The sequence below is a fragment of the Arthrobacter sp. Br18 genome (assembly GCF_000520555.1).
Taxonomy (GTDB): Bacteria; Actinomycetota; Actinomycetes; order Actinomycetales; family Micrococcaceae; genus Arthrobacter_D.
This window is the reverse complement of sequence record NZ_KI914866.1, coordinates 1,727-17,184: the sequence shown is the minus strand read 5'-3', so window position 1 is coordinate 17,184 and position 15,458 is coordinate 1,727. Positions and strand designations below refer to the sequence as shown.

Below are 15,458 nucleotides of genomic sequence, written 5' to 3'. Positions count from 1 at the left end.
CCACTGTCGTCCTGTCGTCCAGAGGGAATTTGATCATGGGTACTTTTGCGGGCCTTCGTGCCCTCGTGACCGGCGGTGCGTCCGGTATCGGTGCAGCGGTTGCTGCTGGACTCGTCGAAAGAGGTGCGCGGGTAGCTGTGCTGGACCTCCGCATCGACGGCCTGCCCGAGGAGGTGGTGGGCGTGCAGTGCGACGTCGGGAACCGGGCGTCCGTGGACACCGCCGTCGATGCGGCGGCCGAAGCGCTGGGCGGGATCGACATCGTCATCAATAATGCCGGGGTCGGCGCTGCGGGCACGGTGGCGGACAACGACGACGACGAATGGCTGCGCGTCCTGGGCATCAACGTCGTGGGGATTGCGCGGGTGTCGGCAGCGGCGTTGCCGTATCTGCGGCAGTCGAACAGCGCCGCGATCGTCAACACCGCGTCGGTGGCGGCGACGCACGGATTGCCGCAGCGGGCGCTGTATTCGGCGAGCAAGGGCGCCGTCGCTGCGCTGACGCGGGCCATGGCCGCTGACCATCTGCAGGAGGGGATCCGGGTGAATTGCGTGAACCCCGGCACTGCTGACACACCGTGGGTAGGCCGCCTGCTGGAGGCGGCGGCCGATCCCGCCGCGGAACGTCGCGCCCTCGAGGCGCGGCAACCGCACGGCAGGCTCGTCACCGCCGGGGAGGTTGCGGCGTCGGTGCTGTTCCTCGCGGATCCGGCCAACGGCTCCACCTCCGGAACCTCCCTGTCCGTGGATGGCGGGATGCATAGCCTGCTGCTGCGTCCGGTTACCTGAGCCTGTTCCTCTGCGATTCGAAACGCCAACACTCTAGAAGGAGATTTTGATGGAACTGATGCGACTCGGCGAGACAGGCCTGGAGATTCCGGTGGTCCGCGAGGGAGGCTCCTACTATGATCTGCGGGGGCTGACCCAGGATGTCACCGGCGCCTACCTTGGCGCGGACGGCATGGATCAGGTGCGCTCGGCGCTCGCGGCCGATGCGCTGCCAATTCTCGAGAATGCGGCGTCCCTGCGTGTTGGGCCCCCGCTGACGGGTATCGGCGCCGTCGTCTGCGTGGGCCAGAACTATGCTGCGCATGCCGCGGAGACCGGGGACCAGCCTCCCGCCGCGCCGATTCTCTTCTTCAAGCACCCCAATACTGTGGTGGGCCCGCATGATGACGTCGTCATACCGCCAGGAGCGCAGAAGGTGGATTGGGAGGTGGAGCTAGCGGTGGTGATCGGCAAGCGGGCCTCCTATCTGGGCAGTCACGAGGAAGCATTGGCCTGCATTGCAGGCTTCACCATCAGCAACGACGTCTCCGAACGGGACTACCAGCTGAAGCATTCTGGCGGCCAGTGGTCCAAGGGCAAGTGCGCACCGACGTTCAACCCGATGGGCCCGTCCCTGGTACCGGTCGAGGATGTCGCCGACCCGCAGTCGCTGCGGCTGTATTCCACGGTGAACGGCGAATCACGGCAGGATTCGACCACGGCAGACATGGTGTTCAGTGTGGCGGAACTGGTGCGCGACATCTCGCAGTACATGGTGCTGGATCCCGGGGACGTGGTGAACACGGGAACCCCGCAGGGTGTCGCGTTGTCGGGCAGGTTCCCCTACCTGGCTGCGGGCGACACGATGACTATCGGAATCGAAGGGCTAGGCGAACAGCGGCAGCGCGTCGTGGCGTACGGGGATCGCACACACTCGCTGTGATCCGGCTCCTCCGGTCGGCTCGCGCTACCCCATCCCGGCGAGGAGCCGGCCTGGCTGACCCACTTCGGAGCACCGCGACGCCCCCGCGGTCTACCAGGGTCGAGCCGGCGTGAGGCAGAAGGCGGCTGCGTCGATCGCGTAGCGCAACGACCGCTACGGCTTCCCGCCGCGCCGCAGCCCGTCAACAAGGCTCCGCCGGTCCCGCCACGCTCCCGTCGACCACAGTGCCCACAGCACCAGTACCGGCTGGAAGAACAACCGGATCAGACGCGCCCGGTCGGTATCCAGGCCGAACCCGCTGACACCGTCGACGTACTGGGCGACGTTGCCCGGGAAGATTGCGACGAAGAACGCCGCTGTGAGCCACCCGACGGGTACCTGCTGCCGCGGCAGGAACACCAGCGCCGCACCGAGCCCGATCTCCACGACTCCTGACGCGAGGACCACGAAGTCCGCATTCAGCGGTAACCACGCCGGCACCTGCGCCGTGAACTCCTGGCGCGCGAACGTCAGATGACCCGTCCCCGCAAAGAGGAGAGCCCCGCCGAGCAGGATCCGGGCCGCCGTGCGCAGCGGAGAAACCGTGCGCACCGGCAATGTTGTATCGGAGGGGTGCTTTCCAGGAGCAGTCATCCGGTGGAGCCTAACATCGCCGGCTGGGGCCTGGCCGAAAGCGGCCGGGCAACCGACGAAGGAACGCTGATCCACGCAGGAACCTTGCCGGGTCATCCCGAGTCAGCGCACACTGGAAATCACGCCGACTAGGGAATCAGGTCAATGGGAGCATTGGATCGGGACTGGGCACGGAAGGACGGCCCGCCTGCCCCTCCGCATGCCCCGCGGCAATCCCAGAGCCGGGAGCCGCAGTGGGCACGAACCATGCAACCGCCTCCGCCGCGCTTCGGGGGAAGCCGCCCGCCCAGACCCCGTCGTCCGTCCCCGAAGCGGAAGCTGCGGTGGGGCACAGCCGTGGTTGTCGCCGTCGTCGCCGCTCTGTATCTGCCGTCCCTCCTGTCCGAGAATGACGACTTTCCGCCCACCCTGCCCTTCTCATCGAGCTCCGATGCGCCTCCCCCCGGCGTCGGGGCCAGCGACACTCCCCTCGGCGTCCCCCCGGACGTCGGGTATTCGGACGAGTTCGTGCTCATTGAGCCGCCCGACCCCTCGCAGGACTTCATCGCCTACGACCCGTGCCGTCCGGTGCACTACGTGGTCCGGCCCGAGGACGCGCCCGACGGAACCGACGGCCTTATCGAGGCGGCGGTGGCCGAGATCTCCGAGGCAACCGGCCTCCAGTTCGTGAACGACGGCACCACCTCCGAGGGGCCGAGCCCGGACCGGGACAGCTACCAGCCCGAGGTGTACGGCGAGAGGTGGGCGCCCGTCCTGTTCGCCTGGACGAACGAGGAGGAAACGCCGGGACTGGAAGGCTCCATGGTGGCCCTCGCCAGCAGTGAATACGCCGAAGTGCCGGGCGAGCCGGCCGTCTACGTGACGGGTCAGGTGAAGCTCGACGCCGAGGATGTGACCGGGTGGCTCGAGGGCCCGGAGGGGAGGTACGAGGTGAAGGGCCTGATCATGCACGAACTCGGTCACGTCGTCGGCCTGGACCACATCGAGGACCGGGACCAGCTGATGCACGCGACCGCTCCGGTCTACGAGATCCAGGACGGCGACCGCGCCGGACTGGCACTCGTGGGAACAGGGCCGTGCGTGCCGGAGCTCTAGCGAGCGAACGCGGGCCGGGCAGGGCTGTGCCTACCGCCGGAAGAATTGCGAACCGACCCAGTTCCCGTCCACGACCTCCGCGTACTTGGCCTGCAGGTCATACAGCGCGGCCCGCTGCACCGCCTCGTCCCGGTCCCCCACCGCGTCGCTCACCACCAGAGGAATGAGGTTGTGCTGGACGGCGTCCACCGCCGTGGCCCGCACACACCCGCTGGTGCTCACGCCCACGATGAGAACGGTGTCGACGTCGGCCTCGTTCAGCAATGCCGCCAACTCAGTGCCGAAGAAGGCGCTGGCGCCCTGCTTCACCAGAACCGGTTCGCCCGCCACCGGCGCCACCTCGGCCATCAGCTCCCCCATCGGCGGAACCTCGCCCGGCGCAGGGCTGATGAGCAGCCGCAGAGCGGGCACCTTCCGGAGGAAAACTCCCCCGTGGGCCTCGTTCTCGAAGCGGACCACCGTGTGGAACACCGGCATCCCCGCAGCACGCGCCGAGGCGAGTACTGCGGCGGCACCGGTGAGGCACTCCGCCGACGGCATACACAACGGACTGGACGGGTCGAAGTACGCCCGCATCAGGTCGACGGCGATGACCGCCGGTCGCGTACCCGGCGGCAGCGTGCCGGCGAACCCGTCGGAAAAGACGTCGGAGAGCCGGTCGGCCACCCCTCCTACACCGCCAGCGGAGGCGTCGGGGCCGGCAGCCCGGTCTCGGCGAGGCTGTTGGCCAGCAGGTTCTCCATCGAATCGCCCCGGTTGAACAGCGGCAGCGGTTCCTCGCGGCCGGACCGCAGCTCAGCGCGCAGCGAGTCCGTTGCAGCGGCGTCGAGGTCGCCGTCGTCGTCGCACACCACCCCGTACGGCCGGGCGCCGGCGGGCGTGACCAGGCCGCGCCGCACCTCCTTGCACACCAGTTCAGGGTCGCGGGCCAGCGGATCACCCCAGCCACCGCCGCCCCAGGTGACGAAGTGGAGCACGTCATCCTGTGCGACGGCGACGTCGTGCACCTTGGACGGGAGCACCACGCGGGTGCCGTCGGCCTTGTCGATCCACTTGGTGCCGCGCGCTCCGGGCTCACCGCCCTTCACGCCCCACGGGTAGGTGAGCCAGCGGTCGTCGTGGATGGCGATCGTGCCGGCCTCCAGGAAGCGGTACGCCACGTCCACGCCGTTTCCGCCACGGTGCAGTCCGGCGCCTCCGGTGTCAGGGATGGTCTCCCAGCGGTCGATGATCAGGGGATAGTAGCTCTCCAGGTACTCGCACGGGATGTTCACGAACGAGGGCCACAGCGAATGACCGTCCGGTCCGTCGCCCACGGGACGCCCCGGGATGCCGCCGAAACCGATCGAGTACAGCTGGAACCATTCACCCTTCCGCTCACCACCGCTGTAGTTCCCCGAGTACATGAAGTGCGGCGAGGACGAAAAGCCGGCGGCGTTGAGCAGGTCCGGGTTCGCCTGGCCGAGCAGGCCTCCGAAGAGGTCGAACAGGCGGCCGATACCGTGGTTGCGCCCATTCAGTGCGGCCGGGTAGGCGGGCTTCCAGAACGAGTTCTCGGGGATCTCCACGTCCACCAGCGGATAGAAGCCGTCGTTCCAGAGGATCTGCGGGTCCGCGACGGTGATCATGTAGATGCCGAAGAACATCCGGATGAGGTTCTCGTTGATGTAGTAGTTGATGGGCCCCTGCGCCTGCGGGCTGCTGCCCGTGAGGTCGATCAGCACCTTGTCGCCGGTGCGGGTGATCGTCATGGTGAGTTCGTACGGGCCGTAGCCACGGCCGTCGTCGTCGATGTAGTCCGTGAAGGAGAGCGGCTTGCCCTCCTCGAACACCAGCGCGAGCAGCACCTTCATGGCGCGGTAGTTGCGGTCCAGCAGCGCATTCAGCGCCGAGGTGTAGGTGTCCACGCCGAACCGCGCGCACATCTCCTGCACCCTGCGCGACGCCGTCCGGCATGCGGCGACGATCCCGTTGAGGTCCGCCCGGTTCCAGTCCGGCTTGCGGACCTGGTTGAGGATGATGCCCAGCGCCGTCTCATCCCGCTCGCCCTTCCGGTACAACTTGAACGGCGGAATGATCACGCCCTCCTCGAAGATGGTCCGCGCGTCGGTGGGCATGGACGCCGGGGTCTTGCCGCCGACGTCGGTCATGTGCCCGAACTGCGACGCCCAGCCCACGATGCGGCCTCCGAAGAAGATGGGCATCACCACGAGCCAGTCGTTCGCGTGACTGATCGCCGCACCGCACGAGTACGGGTCGGACGTCATCAGGACGTCGCCCTCCTCGATGGTGCCGTGAAAGTTCTCGAGGAAGTCCGGAATGGAGAGCCCGAACTGGCCCACGATCATCTTTCCCTCGGGGTCGGCGATGAGCGGGAACTCGTCGTGCTGCTCGCGGATGCCCGGGGAGAGCGCGGTGCGGAACAGTGTCTCGTCCATCTCGTACCGGGCGCTGCGCAGTGCGTTCTCGATGAGGTCGAGGGTCACCACGTCCACCTCGACCGCGTTCAGGGTGGACGTGGCGGTCTCGATCAGCTGTGCCATGGGTCAGTCCTCTGTCGTTGCGGACGAAGCGGTCGCGGAGATCGGGGGAGTGTCGAGCGGCCGGATGAGCAGGCTGCCGTGCTCATGCACCGTGGCCGCGTGGCCCGGCAGGACGAGGGTGGTGGAGTCCATCTCGGCGATCACGGCGGGCCCGACGACGACGTTCCCTGCCCTGAGCAGGTGCCGGTCGTAGATCACCGCGTCCACCTGGTTGCCCTCCACGAAGATGGAATGCTTCCGCCGGGCGGCATCGGCGGGATCTTCCCCACCGGCGTCGAGCGTGACGGAGGCGACTTCGGGGCGCGGCCCGCTCACGGTGGCCCGCGCGGTGACGAATTCGTGCTCGTTGTCGAGGAGGAACGCGAAGAGCCGCTCATGCTCACGGTCGAAGGCGCCCCGCAATCCGGGGAGGCCGCCGTCGTCGGTGAAGGTGTCCAGGTCGATGGGGATCGGAATCTCGAAGCCCTGCCCGTGGTATCGGAGGTCCGCTGTGTAGCCGACGGTGAGATCGGCTTCGCTGAGCCCGGCCGCGAGGAGGGATTCCTTCGCGGTGACGGCGAGTTCCTCGAAGACGCTGCGCACCTGGTCATCACCCAGTTCGCTGAAGCGCCTCACGAGGGTGCGCGCGGATTCATCGCGCAGGCTCGTGGTCGCATCCCCGTACGCACACAGCACGCCGGGCGACGGCGGGATGATCACCGGCCAGGCACCGGTCAGCCTGCCGAGCGCGTTGGCGTGCAGGGGCCCCGCTCCCCCGAAGGCCACCAGGGCGAAGTCCCGCGGGTCGAAGCCCTGCTGCGTGGACACGAGCTTCAGGGCGCCGTAGATGTTCTCGTTGACGATGTCGATGATGCCCTCGGCCGCGCTCTCCGTGCCGTCGAGCCCGATGGCCTCCGCGATGGTCTTCACCGCGGTGGCGGCCGCTTCGACGTCGAGCCCGATCTCGCCGCCCGCGAGCTGCGGGGGCAGGTAGCCGAGCACCACGTTGGCGTCGGTGACGGTGGGGTCGGCACCGCCCTTCCCGTACGACGCCGGGCCGGGCACCGCGCCCGCCGACTGCGGTCCCACGCGCAGCGCCTGCGTGAGCTGTGGAACGTGGGCGATGGAGCCGCCACCCGCACCGACGGTGCGGACGTCCACCGAGGTGGCGCGGACGGTCAGGTGGCCGACGGTGGTTTCGCGGCCGATGCGCGGCGTGAGGTCCTGCACCAGCGCGACGTCGGTGGAGGTGCCGCCCATATCGAAGGTCAGCAGATCCTTGAAGCCGGCCTGCTCGGCGGCCCAGACGGCCCCGGTGACGCCTCCCGCGGGGCCCGAGAGGAGCAGGGACACCGGGTTGTCGGCGGCCACCTTGCCGGAGACGAGTCCGCCGTCGCTCCTCAGGATGGAGAGGTGGCCCTCGATGCCGGCCTCGGCCAACTTGCCCTCGAGGCTACCGACATAGCGGGATACCTGCCCCTGCACGTACGCGTTGGCCACGGTGGTGATGGTGCGCTCGTACTCGCGCAATTCGGGCAGCACGATGGAGGAGCGGGACACGGGAATGCCGGGCAGTTCCTCGGCGGCGAGTTCGGCGATACGGGCTTCGTGGTCGCCGTTGGCGTAGGAGTTGATGAGGCTGATGCTCAGCGCCTCGATGCCGCGCTTTCCGAGCTTGCGGAGCTGGGTGCGGACGTCGTCGTCGTCGAGCTCGATGCGCACGGTGCCCGTGGTGGTGACGCGCTCGTTCACCTCGACGGTGTGCTCGAGGTCCGCGAGCGGCTCGGGCTTGGGCCAGATGATCCAGCCGGCCAGGCCGCCGGGAACGAAGGAGCGGGCAATCTGCAGCACCTGCCGGAACCCCTTGGTGGTCACGAGGCCGACCCGGGCGCCCTTCTGCTCGAGGATGGCGTTGGTGGCGACCGTCGTGCCATGAAGTACCTCGGTGACCTCCGACACCGGTACCCCTGCGGCCTTGCATGCCTGCTCGATGCCGTGCAGCACCCCGATGGACTGGTCCTCCGGAGTGGAGGAGGTCTTGTAGCGGTGGGTCTCCCCCGTCGCCTCATTGATGAGCAGGATGTCGGTGAACGTGCCGCCCACATCTACGCCGAGCCGAAAAGCCATCTGGTCTCCTCAAGAGCTGCACGGGGTGGCCCGCGTAGGGGTGAGCTGCGCGGCGCACAGGGTGGGGGCACGGTGCGCCGCGCAGGAATGTGGGGTTGTGCCTACAGCAGGTGAAATGGAACGCGGAACGGGCCTTCCAGCTTCACTGGTTGCCAGCGTAGGGGCGGGACAAAACGGTGTCAATGGATTGCATACAACTCGTCCAATAAGAGTGCGCTTTTCCTTGACCTGGCGCCGCCATTCTGCAAAGTTGTATACGTTACTGCTGTGACAGGGTGCGTTTCGCTGGACCTCTTCGCCCTCTTTTCATCCCTGTTTCTCTCCTTCTCCCGCTTCTCCCGCCGACTTATGGAGGCCCGCCCGTGACCGTCAGCAGTGAAGCGCCGCCCACCGGTCCCCTTGCGGGACTGCGCGTCGTAGAGATGGGTCAGCTCCTCGCCGGGCCGTTCTGCGGGCAGATGCTCGGGGACCTCGGCGCCGATGTGGTGAAGATCGAGGATCCGAAGAAGGGCGATCCGCTGCGCCAGTGGGGCCGGCAGCTTCCCGAGGGGCAGTCGCTGTGGTGGTCGATCGTGGGCCGGAACAAGCGCTCGGTGACCCTCAACCTGCGCGAACCGGAGGCACAGGATCTCGCGCGGAAGATCATCGGTACCGCGGACATCGTCATCGAGAACTTCCGCCCCGGCACCATGGAGCGCTGGGGCCTCGGCTATGACGTGCTGCAGGAGCAGAACCCCGGGCTCATCATGGTGCGGGTGTCGGGCTTCGGGCAGGACGGGCCGTATTCGCAGCGGGCCGGTTATGGTGCGATCGGCGAGGCGATGGGCGGGCTCCGGTACGTGGTGGGTGATCCGTCCACGCCGCCGTCGCGCGTCGGCATCTCGATCGGCGACACGCTCGCCGCCCTGTTCGCGACCATCGGCGCGCTGGCCGCGGTCCGCGAGCGCGAGGTCAGCGGGCGCGGTCAGATTGTCGATTCGGCCATCTACGAGGCGGTGCTCGGCGTGATGGAGTCGCTGGTGCCGGAGTGGCAGATTTCCGGTTACCAGCGCGAGCGCACCGGCGCCATCCTGCCGAATGTGGCACCCAGCAACGTGTATCCCACGAGGGACGGCAAGTGGATCCTCATCGCCGCGAACCAGGACACGGTGTTCGGGCGGTTGGCGACGGCGATCGGGCGTCCTGACCTGGCGACGGCTCCCGCGTACGCGACGCACGGTGCGCGGGGTGAGCGTCAGGCCGAACTCGACGCGCTCATCGGCGACTACACCTCCACGCAGGACGCCGATGCGCTGGAGGCGAGGCTCGGCGAGCACGGTGTTCCCTCGGGCAAGATCTTCCGGCCGATGGACATGCTCACCGACCCGCAGTACCTGGCGCGCGAATCGATCACCGAGGTGAAGCATCCCGTGCTCGGCTCCGTCTCCATGCAGAACGTCTTCCCGAAACTGAGCCGCACCACGGGCAGCGTGCGGTGGCCCGGCCCGCCGCTCGGTTCCCACACGGACACCGTGCTTGCGGAGGTGGGGGTCGACGACGCCGCCCTCGCCGGCCTGCGTGCAAGGGGGTTGGCATGAGCCTCCCCGGCCTTCCCTCCTCGATGCGGCTCGTGGAAGTGGGGCTGCGTGACGGGCTGCAGTCCGTCCCTGCGCCGGTAGCGACCGGGGACAAGGTGGAGCTGGTGCACCTGCTGATCGACGCCGGTGTCCGCGAGATCGAGGCGGTGAGCTTCGCGCACCCGAAGGTCCTTCCTCAGCTGGCCGACGCCGCGGAGGTCATGGCCGCAGTGCCGCGGGTTCCCGGGGTGAGGTATCGCGGGCTCGCACCGAATTTCCGGGGCGCCGAGCGTGCGGTGGACTGCGGGCTGGACGAGCTCGTCGTCGTCGTGTCCGCCGACGAGGAGATGAGCCTGCGGAACCAGCGGCTGACCGTGGACGAGATCCTCGCGGATCTGGCACGGATCGGTTCCCTGGCGGGGTCGTCGGGCACACGGCTCGTGGTGGCCGTTGCCTGCGCGTTCTTCGCGCCGGCCCGCGGCCCGGTGACGCGGGCCGAACGGCTGCGCGTGGTCGACGCCGCGGTGTCGGCCGGGGCCGGGGGCGTGTACCTGGCGGCGACGTCGGGCGAGGAGCACCCGGCTGAGATGTACGACGGCGTGGCGGAGGTGCGGTCCCTGCACCCGGACCTCGATGTGGGCGTTCACCTCCACAACCGGAACGGCTTTGCGCCGGCGAACGCGCTGGCCTGCATGATGGCGGGGGCCTCCTGGCTCGAGGGGTCCTTTGCGGGCCTGGGCGGGGATCTCTGGTTTCCCGGCGACCCGTCGGTCCTCGGCAATGCCGCCCTCGAGGACCTCATCCACCTGTGCGACGGGCTCGGCATCGAGACGGGTATCGACCTCGAGAAGTACATGGTGGCCTCCCGGAGGATCGTCGAGCTGACCGGGAGGGCGTCGTCGTCGTTCGTGTCGCGCGGGGGAACGCGCTCGGCGCTGGCGGCGGCCACGTGGCCGTCCTGAGGGGCGCGGGAACGGCTACGGTACAAAGTGTGGAAATACCTCATGCACCTGACACACCCGACGCCGCTCCCGCGCCTGCGGATTCTGCTGTTCACGATGTCCCGGCGCGTGATGACAGCGCCTACGCACAGGTGCGGTCGATGATTTCCTCGGGTGAGTTGCCGGCCGGTTCGTGGCTGCGTGAGGCGATCCTGGCCCAGCGGATCGGAGTGAGCCGGACGCCCATCCGGGAGGCACTGAACCGGCTTGCCGCCGAGGGACTCGTGGAGCTGAGCCGAAACAAGGGTGCGCAGGTGGTGTCCTTCTCGCCCGAGGACGTGGCCGGGCTGTATGACGTGCGGGCCGGCTTCGAGCCGCACGCCGCCCTACTGTCGGTGCCGAACCTGACGGACGACGACGTCGAGCAGCTCGCCTCGCTGTCCGGGCGAATGGAAGCCATTGTGGAGGCCGGCGGTGACATGGACGAGCTGAGTACGCTCAACTCCGAATTTCACGGCATCTTCATGGAGCGGTGCGGGAACCGGCATTTCGCCATCGCGCTGCAGGCGGTGATGCGCCCCGCCGTCGTTGCCCACACCTTCCGCAAGTACAGCCGGGAGGCGATCCGGCGCTCCATGCAGCACCATGCGGAGCTCGTGGCAGCCGCGGAAGCGCGGGACGGCGAGTGGGCCGAAGCGGTGATGCGCACGCACATCCTTGCGGCGCGCAATGCGGCGGGGGCCAATCCCTCGACGCGGTAGCTGCCGCGGCCTGCACAGCCACACCACCCCGCTCTACAGTTGACCATGGCCGGGTTGAGCATCCACCTCCTCGGGCCTCCCTTCATCGAGCATCCGGTGGCAGGAGGCAAGCAACCGCGCGGTCGCAAGGCGTGGGGCCTGCTCGCCTACCTCCTGCTGCACCGCACCCCGACGCCCCGCAGCCATCTTGCCGCCATGCTCTTTCCCGACGCCGACGATCCGCTCCCTCCGCTGGCACCTCTCGGACCTGCGGCGCACCCTTGGACCCGGGGTCCGAATCGAGGGCGATCCGCTGACCGTGTGCCTGCCGCCGTCGTCGGAGTACGACGCCGACACCTCCGATCCATTGCACGCCGCCACTGCCCCGCCTCTCCATGCCGAACTCCTCGACGGACTGGGCTTCACCGACTGTCCCGGCTTCGACATCTGGCTGACCGTCGAGCGCCACCGCCTCCGCCATTTCGTCGAGACCCTCGCCTATGAGGACGGACTGGCGGCCCTTGCGGAGGGCGACACCGCCGTGCGGCTCGCCGGCCAGGCGGTGGCCCTCGACGCCCTCAATGCCGACTTCCACGCACTCCTCGTCCGCTCCCTCGTCGCGTCGGGGGACCGCGCGGGAGCGCGCCTGCACGCGGGTACCTGCCAGCGCATCTTCGAGGAGCAGTTCGGCGCGGGGCTCCCGGCGGAAGTCCAGCAGGCGCTTGCGGCGCCCGACACCCGGGCGAGTGCGCTGCCCGCCACCCCCCTCGCCGTGAGGTCGTACCTGGAAGCCGCCGACGCCTGCCTCTCGGCCGGAGCGATCTCTCCGGCTCTCTCGCACCTGCGGGTGGCAGGCGGGCTGGCGGAGCGGACCGGAAACCCGGATCTGCAGGCCGAGGCCCAGCTCGCGCTCGCGGGAGCCCTTATCCACGGCGCAGGCGGACGCGGAGCCGAGGTCGCGGACCTCCTGCATCGCGTCCTGTCGCTCTCGCGCAACGGCAATCCCGCCGTCCGGTCCGCGGCCTACCGGGAACTCGGATTCCTCGCGGTGCAGCGCGGCTTTCCCGCCAGCGGGCTCCGCTGGCTCGAACAGGCGACGACGGCGGCGGCGGGGTTGGCGGGGTTGGCGGGTGAGACGGCCAAGGCCCTGGGCGTCCGCGGCATGCTGGCCACCGACACCGCCGACTACCCGGCCGCACTCGAGGCGCTGAACGAATCGGTGCGGCTCGCTGCCGCGATGCAGGGCGCTCGCCAGGAAGCCTTCGCCCGCGCCATGCTCGGCCGCGTCCACCTCCTGACCGGCGACAATCCGGCCGCAGCATCGGAGCTGGACCGGTCGCTCCACCTCGTCGGCACTGAGCACTGGACGGCGTTCCGGCCGTTCGTCGAATCGCTGCGGAGCGAAGTGCATCTCGCCGCGGGCGAACCGCAGGAGGCGGAGGACCTCGCAGACCACGCCACCGCCCTGGCCGAATCGTTCGGCGACCGGTGCTATCTGGATGCCGCCGCCCATGCGAAGGCGCAGGTGCTCAGGACGCGGGGCGATGATGCCGGCGCCCGAACGTGGATTGCCCGCGGCCTCCGGCCCGACCTCTGGTACCGCTGGTTCCGCGGCCGGAACCTCGACCTCGCCTGCACCCTCTCCCTTCCCGCGGAACCGCGCCGTGCCGCCCGCTATGCGGAGGAGTTGGGTGAGCTCTCCAGCCGCTACGGCCACGACGAGCTGACGGTCCGTGCGTACTCATTCCGCGCAGTCCTCGGGGACGCAGCCGCGGCGACGGCGATCCCGCTCCTCGCGGGGCGGATCAGCAATCCCCTGCTGACCGAGCACCTCGTGCGGCGCCGCCAGCTGTAGCGCGCATCGGTGACGCGCGTCCGTGACGCTCATCCGTGGCGCTCATTCGTGACGCTCATTCGTGACGCTTTTCAGGAGCCATCAGCTGGAACGCTCGTCCGAACATTCTTCGACAGAGTGCGGACGCATCACACGCCCGCGCACACGGCACGCGTCGACACTGGACCTGTTCGCCGAACCCGAGGGCCGCCGTCGCACCCGGCCCACCGCACCACATCCCCGCACCACATCACTTCACCTAGCACCGAGGACGGAACCGTGACCGACACAACAGCCATCACCTCCGACACCGACCAGGCATTGAAGGCCAAGCACCGCACCATGTGGGCGCAGGGCAACTACACCGCCATCGCCACCGAGCTCATTCCCAGCCTTGGACAGGTGCTGGTCCGGCAGTGCGGCGTCAATGGTACCCACCGCGTTCTCGACGTCGCGGCCGGCACCGGCAACGCTGCCATTCCAGCAGCCGAGACGGGAGCGACCGTGACGGCGTCCGATCTGACGCCCGAGCTCCTCGACTCCGGCAAGCGCATCGCCGAGAGCCGCGGCGTGACTCTTGACTGGGCCGTTGCCGACGCCGAAGCGCTGCCCTTCGGAAGTGGAGCATTCGACGTCGTGATGTCCTGTGTGGGCGTGATGTTCGCCCCGCACCACCAGCTGACCGCCAACGAACTGGCGCGGGTGTGCCGCCCGGGAGGGAGGATCGGCCTGATCAACTGGACTCCGGAGGGGTTCATCGGACGGATGTTCGCCACCATGAAGCCCTACGCTCCGCCGCCTCCTCCCGGTGCGCAGCCGCCCCCGCTGTGGGGACGCCGTGAGCACGTGGAATCGTTGTTCGAGGGACAGGTGCACGAGTTCGAGACCGAGCGGAGGACGGTGCGGATCGACCGCTTCACGGAGCCCGGCGACTTCCTCTCGTACTTCAAGACCAATTACGGACCGACGATCGCGGTGTACAAGTCGCTTGCGGCGACGCCGGAGCGGGCGGAGTCGCTCGACGCCGACCTCCTCGCCCTCGTCGGGGAATTCAGCGCCGGCAACGATGGCGCCACCGTGGACTGGGAGTACCTCCTCGTCACGGCGCGGCGTAACTGAGGCGGTGTCCGGGGCCCTCCGTCCGTCGTCCGGCTGCCGCCCACGCGGTGGTGGCAGTCATCCGGCGGAGGCCGGCGCCGTCGGCTGATTGATCCGATAAAATCGGAAGCGCTGCCCGCACCCCCACGAAGGAGATCGTCATTAGCCCCCGGAACCGCACCAACGTCCGACTGCGTACCGTCCTTGACCTGCTGGCAGGCCACCAGGCGTCCGGAACGACCGTCGCTCCGAGCGAGCTGATGGCCCAGGCGGTGGCGAAGGTTCCGTTCGACGCCCCGGAAGCCGAGCTCCTCTCGAGCGCCGTTCCCCGCGGATACAAGCAGCTGACGACGGCGACGTCGAAGCTCGTCAAGGCCGGCTGGCTCGTCAAGGAGCGCAGCGGATGGACGGCAACCGGGGAGGGCGTGCGTGCGCTCGCTGCCTTCCCCGACGCCGACGCCTTCGCAGACGCCATGGTCAGCGGCAATCCCGTGCCCGAGTCGGCACCCCAGGAGGCAGCTGACTTCGCGGCTGCGCACGCACAGCAGGCGCCACTGCCGTTGAATGAGGAATTGCTGGTCCAGGAGGCCCAGGATCCGGCGTTCGACGGCGCCGAGGGCGCTTCCGCCGTCGACGCTGCCGCTGCAGACGGCGCCGAGGGCGAGGCTGACGCCGCTGAGGGCGATGCCGGCGACGCTCACGCCGCCAGCCCGGTGCAGCCGGCGCTGGTCGAGGCCGCCGCATCGGACATGCTCGCTTCGGGTGTTGCGGCGCCGGACGAGTCATTGTCCGACGTCGCGGACGTGGACGGCGCATGGCAGGACCAGCCGCAGTCCGTCGCCCTTGCCGGCGATTTCAATCCCCTCTTCGGCGAAGCCGGGCACTGGACCACGAACCTCCATGGGCTGCAGCTTTCCTACGACGCCGTTGAGAACGTGTGGAAGCAGACCCTGCAGCTGCCTGCCGGTACCTACCAGTACAAGATCGTGGTCAACGGTTCCTGGGACGAGAACTACGGAGCCTTCGGCGTTCGCGACGGCGCCAACCACGAGCTGCGTCTGCTCTCCGACGCCGCCGTCACGTTCCGCTTCAATTTCGCCACGAAGGACGTCGAAACCGCCTAGGATGCGCTGTCCGCCCGCCCTCTCCACGGGGCGCACGGCGGCCCACCCGGCCGCCCTGCCGCCCTGTCCAGCGGCCGG

At 68.8% G+C, this 15,458-nt stretch carries 13 protein-coding genes; 9 read left to right on the top strand and 4 right to left on the bottom strand.

Annotation, left to right across the window (positions count from 1 at the left end; genetic code table 11):
- Positions 1 to 35: 35 nt before the first annotated feature.
- Both Y704_RS0110310 and Y704_RS0110305 read left to right on the top strand, forming a co-directional pair.
- The gene (locus tag Y704_RS0110310; protein WP_026550064.1) at positions 36 to 788 is read left to right on the top strand and encodes an SDR family NAD(P)-dependent oxidoreductase; all 753 of its coding nucleotides are present in this window, start codon (positions 36 to 38) and stop codon (positions 786 to 788) included.
- 49 nt (positions 789 to 837) lie between these two features.
- Positions 838 to 1,710, top strand: coding sequence for a fumarylacetoacetate hydrolase family protein (locus tag Y704_RS0110305; protein WP_026550063.1), 873 nt, complete (start codon positions 838 to 840; stop codon positions 1,708 to 1,710).
- Between the two features lie 153 nt (positions 1,711 to 1,863).
- Here Y704_RS0110305 and Y704_RS20410 read toward each other — a convergent pair whose 3' ends face one another.
- Complete coding sequence (locus tag Y704_RS20410) at positions 1,864 to 2,343, bottom strand: DoxX family protein (RefSeq protein ID WP_051476919.1); 480 nt, start codon at positions 2,341 to 2,343, stop codon at positions 1,864 to 1,866.
- A 336-nt stretch (positions 2,344 to 2,679) separates the two neighbouring features.
- On the opposite strand from Y704_RS20410, the gene Y704_RS20405 reads away from it, so the two are divergent.
- A complete protein-coding gene (locus tag Y704_RS20405; RefSeq protein WP_051476918.1) occupies positions 2,680 to 3,438 on the top strand; it encodes a matrixin family metalloprotease in 759 nt (252 codons plus the stop codon).
- A 30-nt stretch (positions 3,439 to 3,468) separates the two neighbouring features.
- On the opposite strand, the gene Y704_RS20400 is transcribed toward Y704_RS20405, so the two are convergent.
- From Y704_RS20400 to Y704_RS20395, 3 genes are read right to left on the bottom strand one after another with little or no spacing between them, the layout of a single operon-like run.
- Positions 3,469 to 4,104, bottom strand: a complete 636-nt coding sequence (locus tag Y704_RS20400) for an isochorismatase family protein (RefSeq protein WP_035772329.1) — start codon at positions 4,102 to 4,104, stop codon at positions 3,469 to 3,471.
- A gap of 5 nt (positions 4,105 to 4,109) precedes the next feature.
- A complete protein-coding gene (locus Y704_RS0110280; RefSeq protein WP_026550062.1) occupies positions 4,110 to 5,981 on the bottom strand; it encodes a hydantoinase B/oxoprolinase family protein in 1,872 nt (623 codons plus the stop codon).
- A gap of 3 nt (positions 5,982 to 5,984) precedes the next feature.
- On the bottom strand, positions 5,985 to 8,087 hold the full coding sequence (locus Y704_RS20395) for a hydantoinase/oxoprolinase family protein (protein ID WP_051476917.1): 2,103 nt from the start codon (positions 8,085 to 8,087) through the stop codon (positions 5,985 to 5,987).
- Between the two features lie 362 nt (positions 8,088 to 8,449).
- Here Y704_RS20395 and Y704_RS0110270 point away from each other — a divergent pair, with 362 nt between their 5' ends.
- The 6 genes from Y704_RS0110270 to Y704_RS0110245 all read left to right on the top strand — a co-directional run bounded on the left by Y704_RS0110270 (position 8,450) and on the right by Y704_RS0110245 (position 15,380).
- Positions 8,450 to 9,664, top strand: a complete 1,215-nt coding sequence (locus Y704_RS0110270) for a CaiB/BaiF CoA transferase family protein (protein ID WP_026550061.1) — start codon at positions 8,450 to 8,452, stop codon at positions 9,662 to 9,664.
- Positions 9,661 to 10,605 carry a hydroxymethylglutaryl-CoA lyase gene (locus Y704_RS0110265; RefSeq protein ID WP_026550060.1) on the top strand — a complete coding sequence of 315 codons (945 nt, stop codon included), beginning with the start codon at positions 9,661 to 9,663 and terminating at the stop codon, positions 10,603 to 10,605. The genes Y704_RS0110270 and Y704_RS0110265 overlap by 4 nt, the downstream gene beginning before the upstream one ends.
- 29 nt (positions 10,606 to 10,634) lie before the next feature.
- Positions 10,635 to 11,345 carry a GntR family transcriptional regulator gene (locus tag Y704_RS0110260; protein WP_162149398.1) on the top strand — a complete coding sequence of 237 codons (711 nt, stop codon included), beginning with the start codon at positions 10,635 to 10,637 and terminating at the stop codon, positions 11,343 to 11,345.
- A 187-nt stretch (positions 11,346 to 11,532) separates the two neighbouring features.
- Entirely contained in the window at positions 11,533 to 13,179 is a 1,647-nt protein-coding gene (locus tag Y704_RS20390; RefSeq protein ID WP_253904288.1) for an ATP-binding protein, read from the top strand.
- Positions 13,180 to 13,437: 258 nt separating this feature from the next.
- Positions 13,438 to 14,277, top strand: a complete 840-nt coding sequence (locus Y704_RS0110250) for a class I SAM-dependent methyltransferase (RefSeq protein ID WP_026550058.1) — start codon at positions 13,438 to 13,440, stop codon at positions 14,275 to 14,277.
- 251 nt (positions 14,278 to 14,528) lie between these two features.
- Complete coding sequence (locus tag Y704_RS0110245; RefSeq protein WP_155850320.1) at positions 14,529 to 15,380, top strand: pullulanase X25 domain-containing protein; 852 nt, start codon at positions 14,529 to 14,531, stop codon at positions 15,378 to 15,380.
- The last annotated feature ends 78 nt before the right edge of the window (positions 15,381 to 15,458 follow it).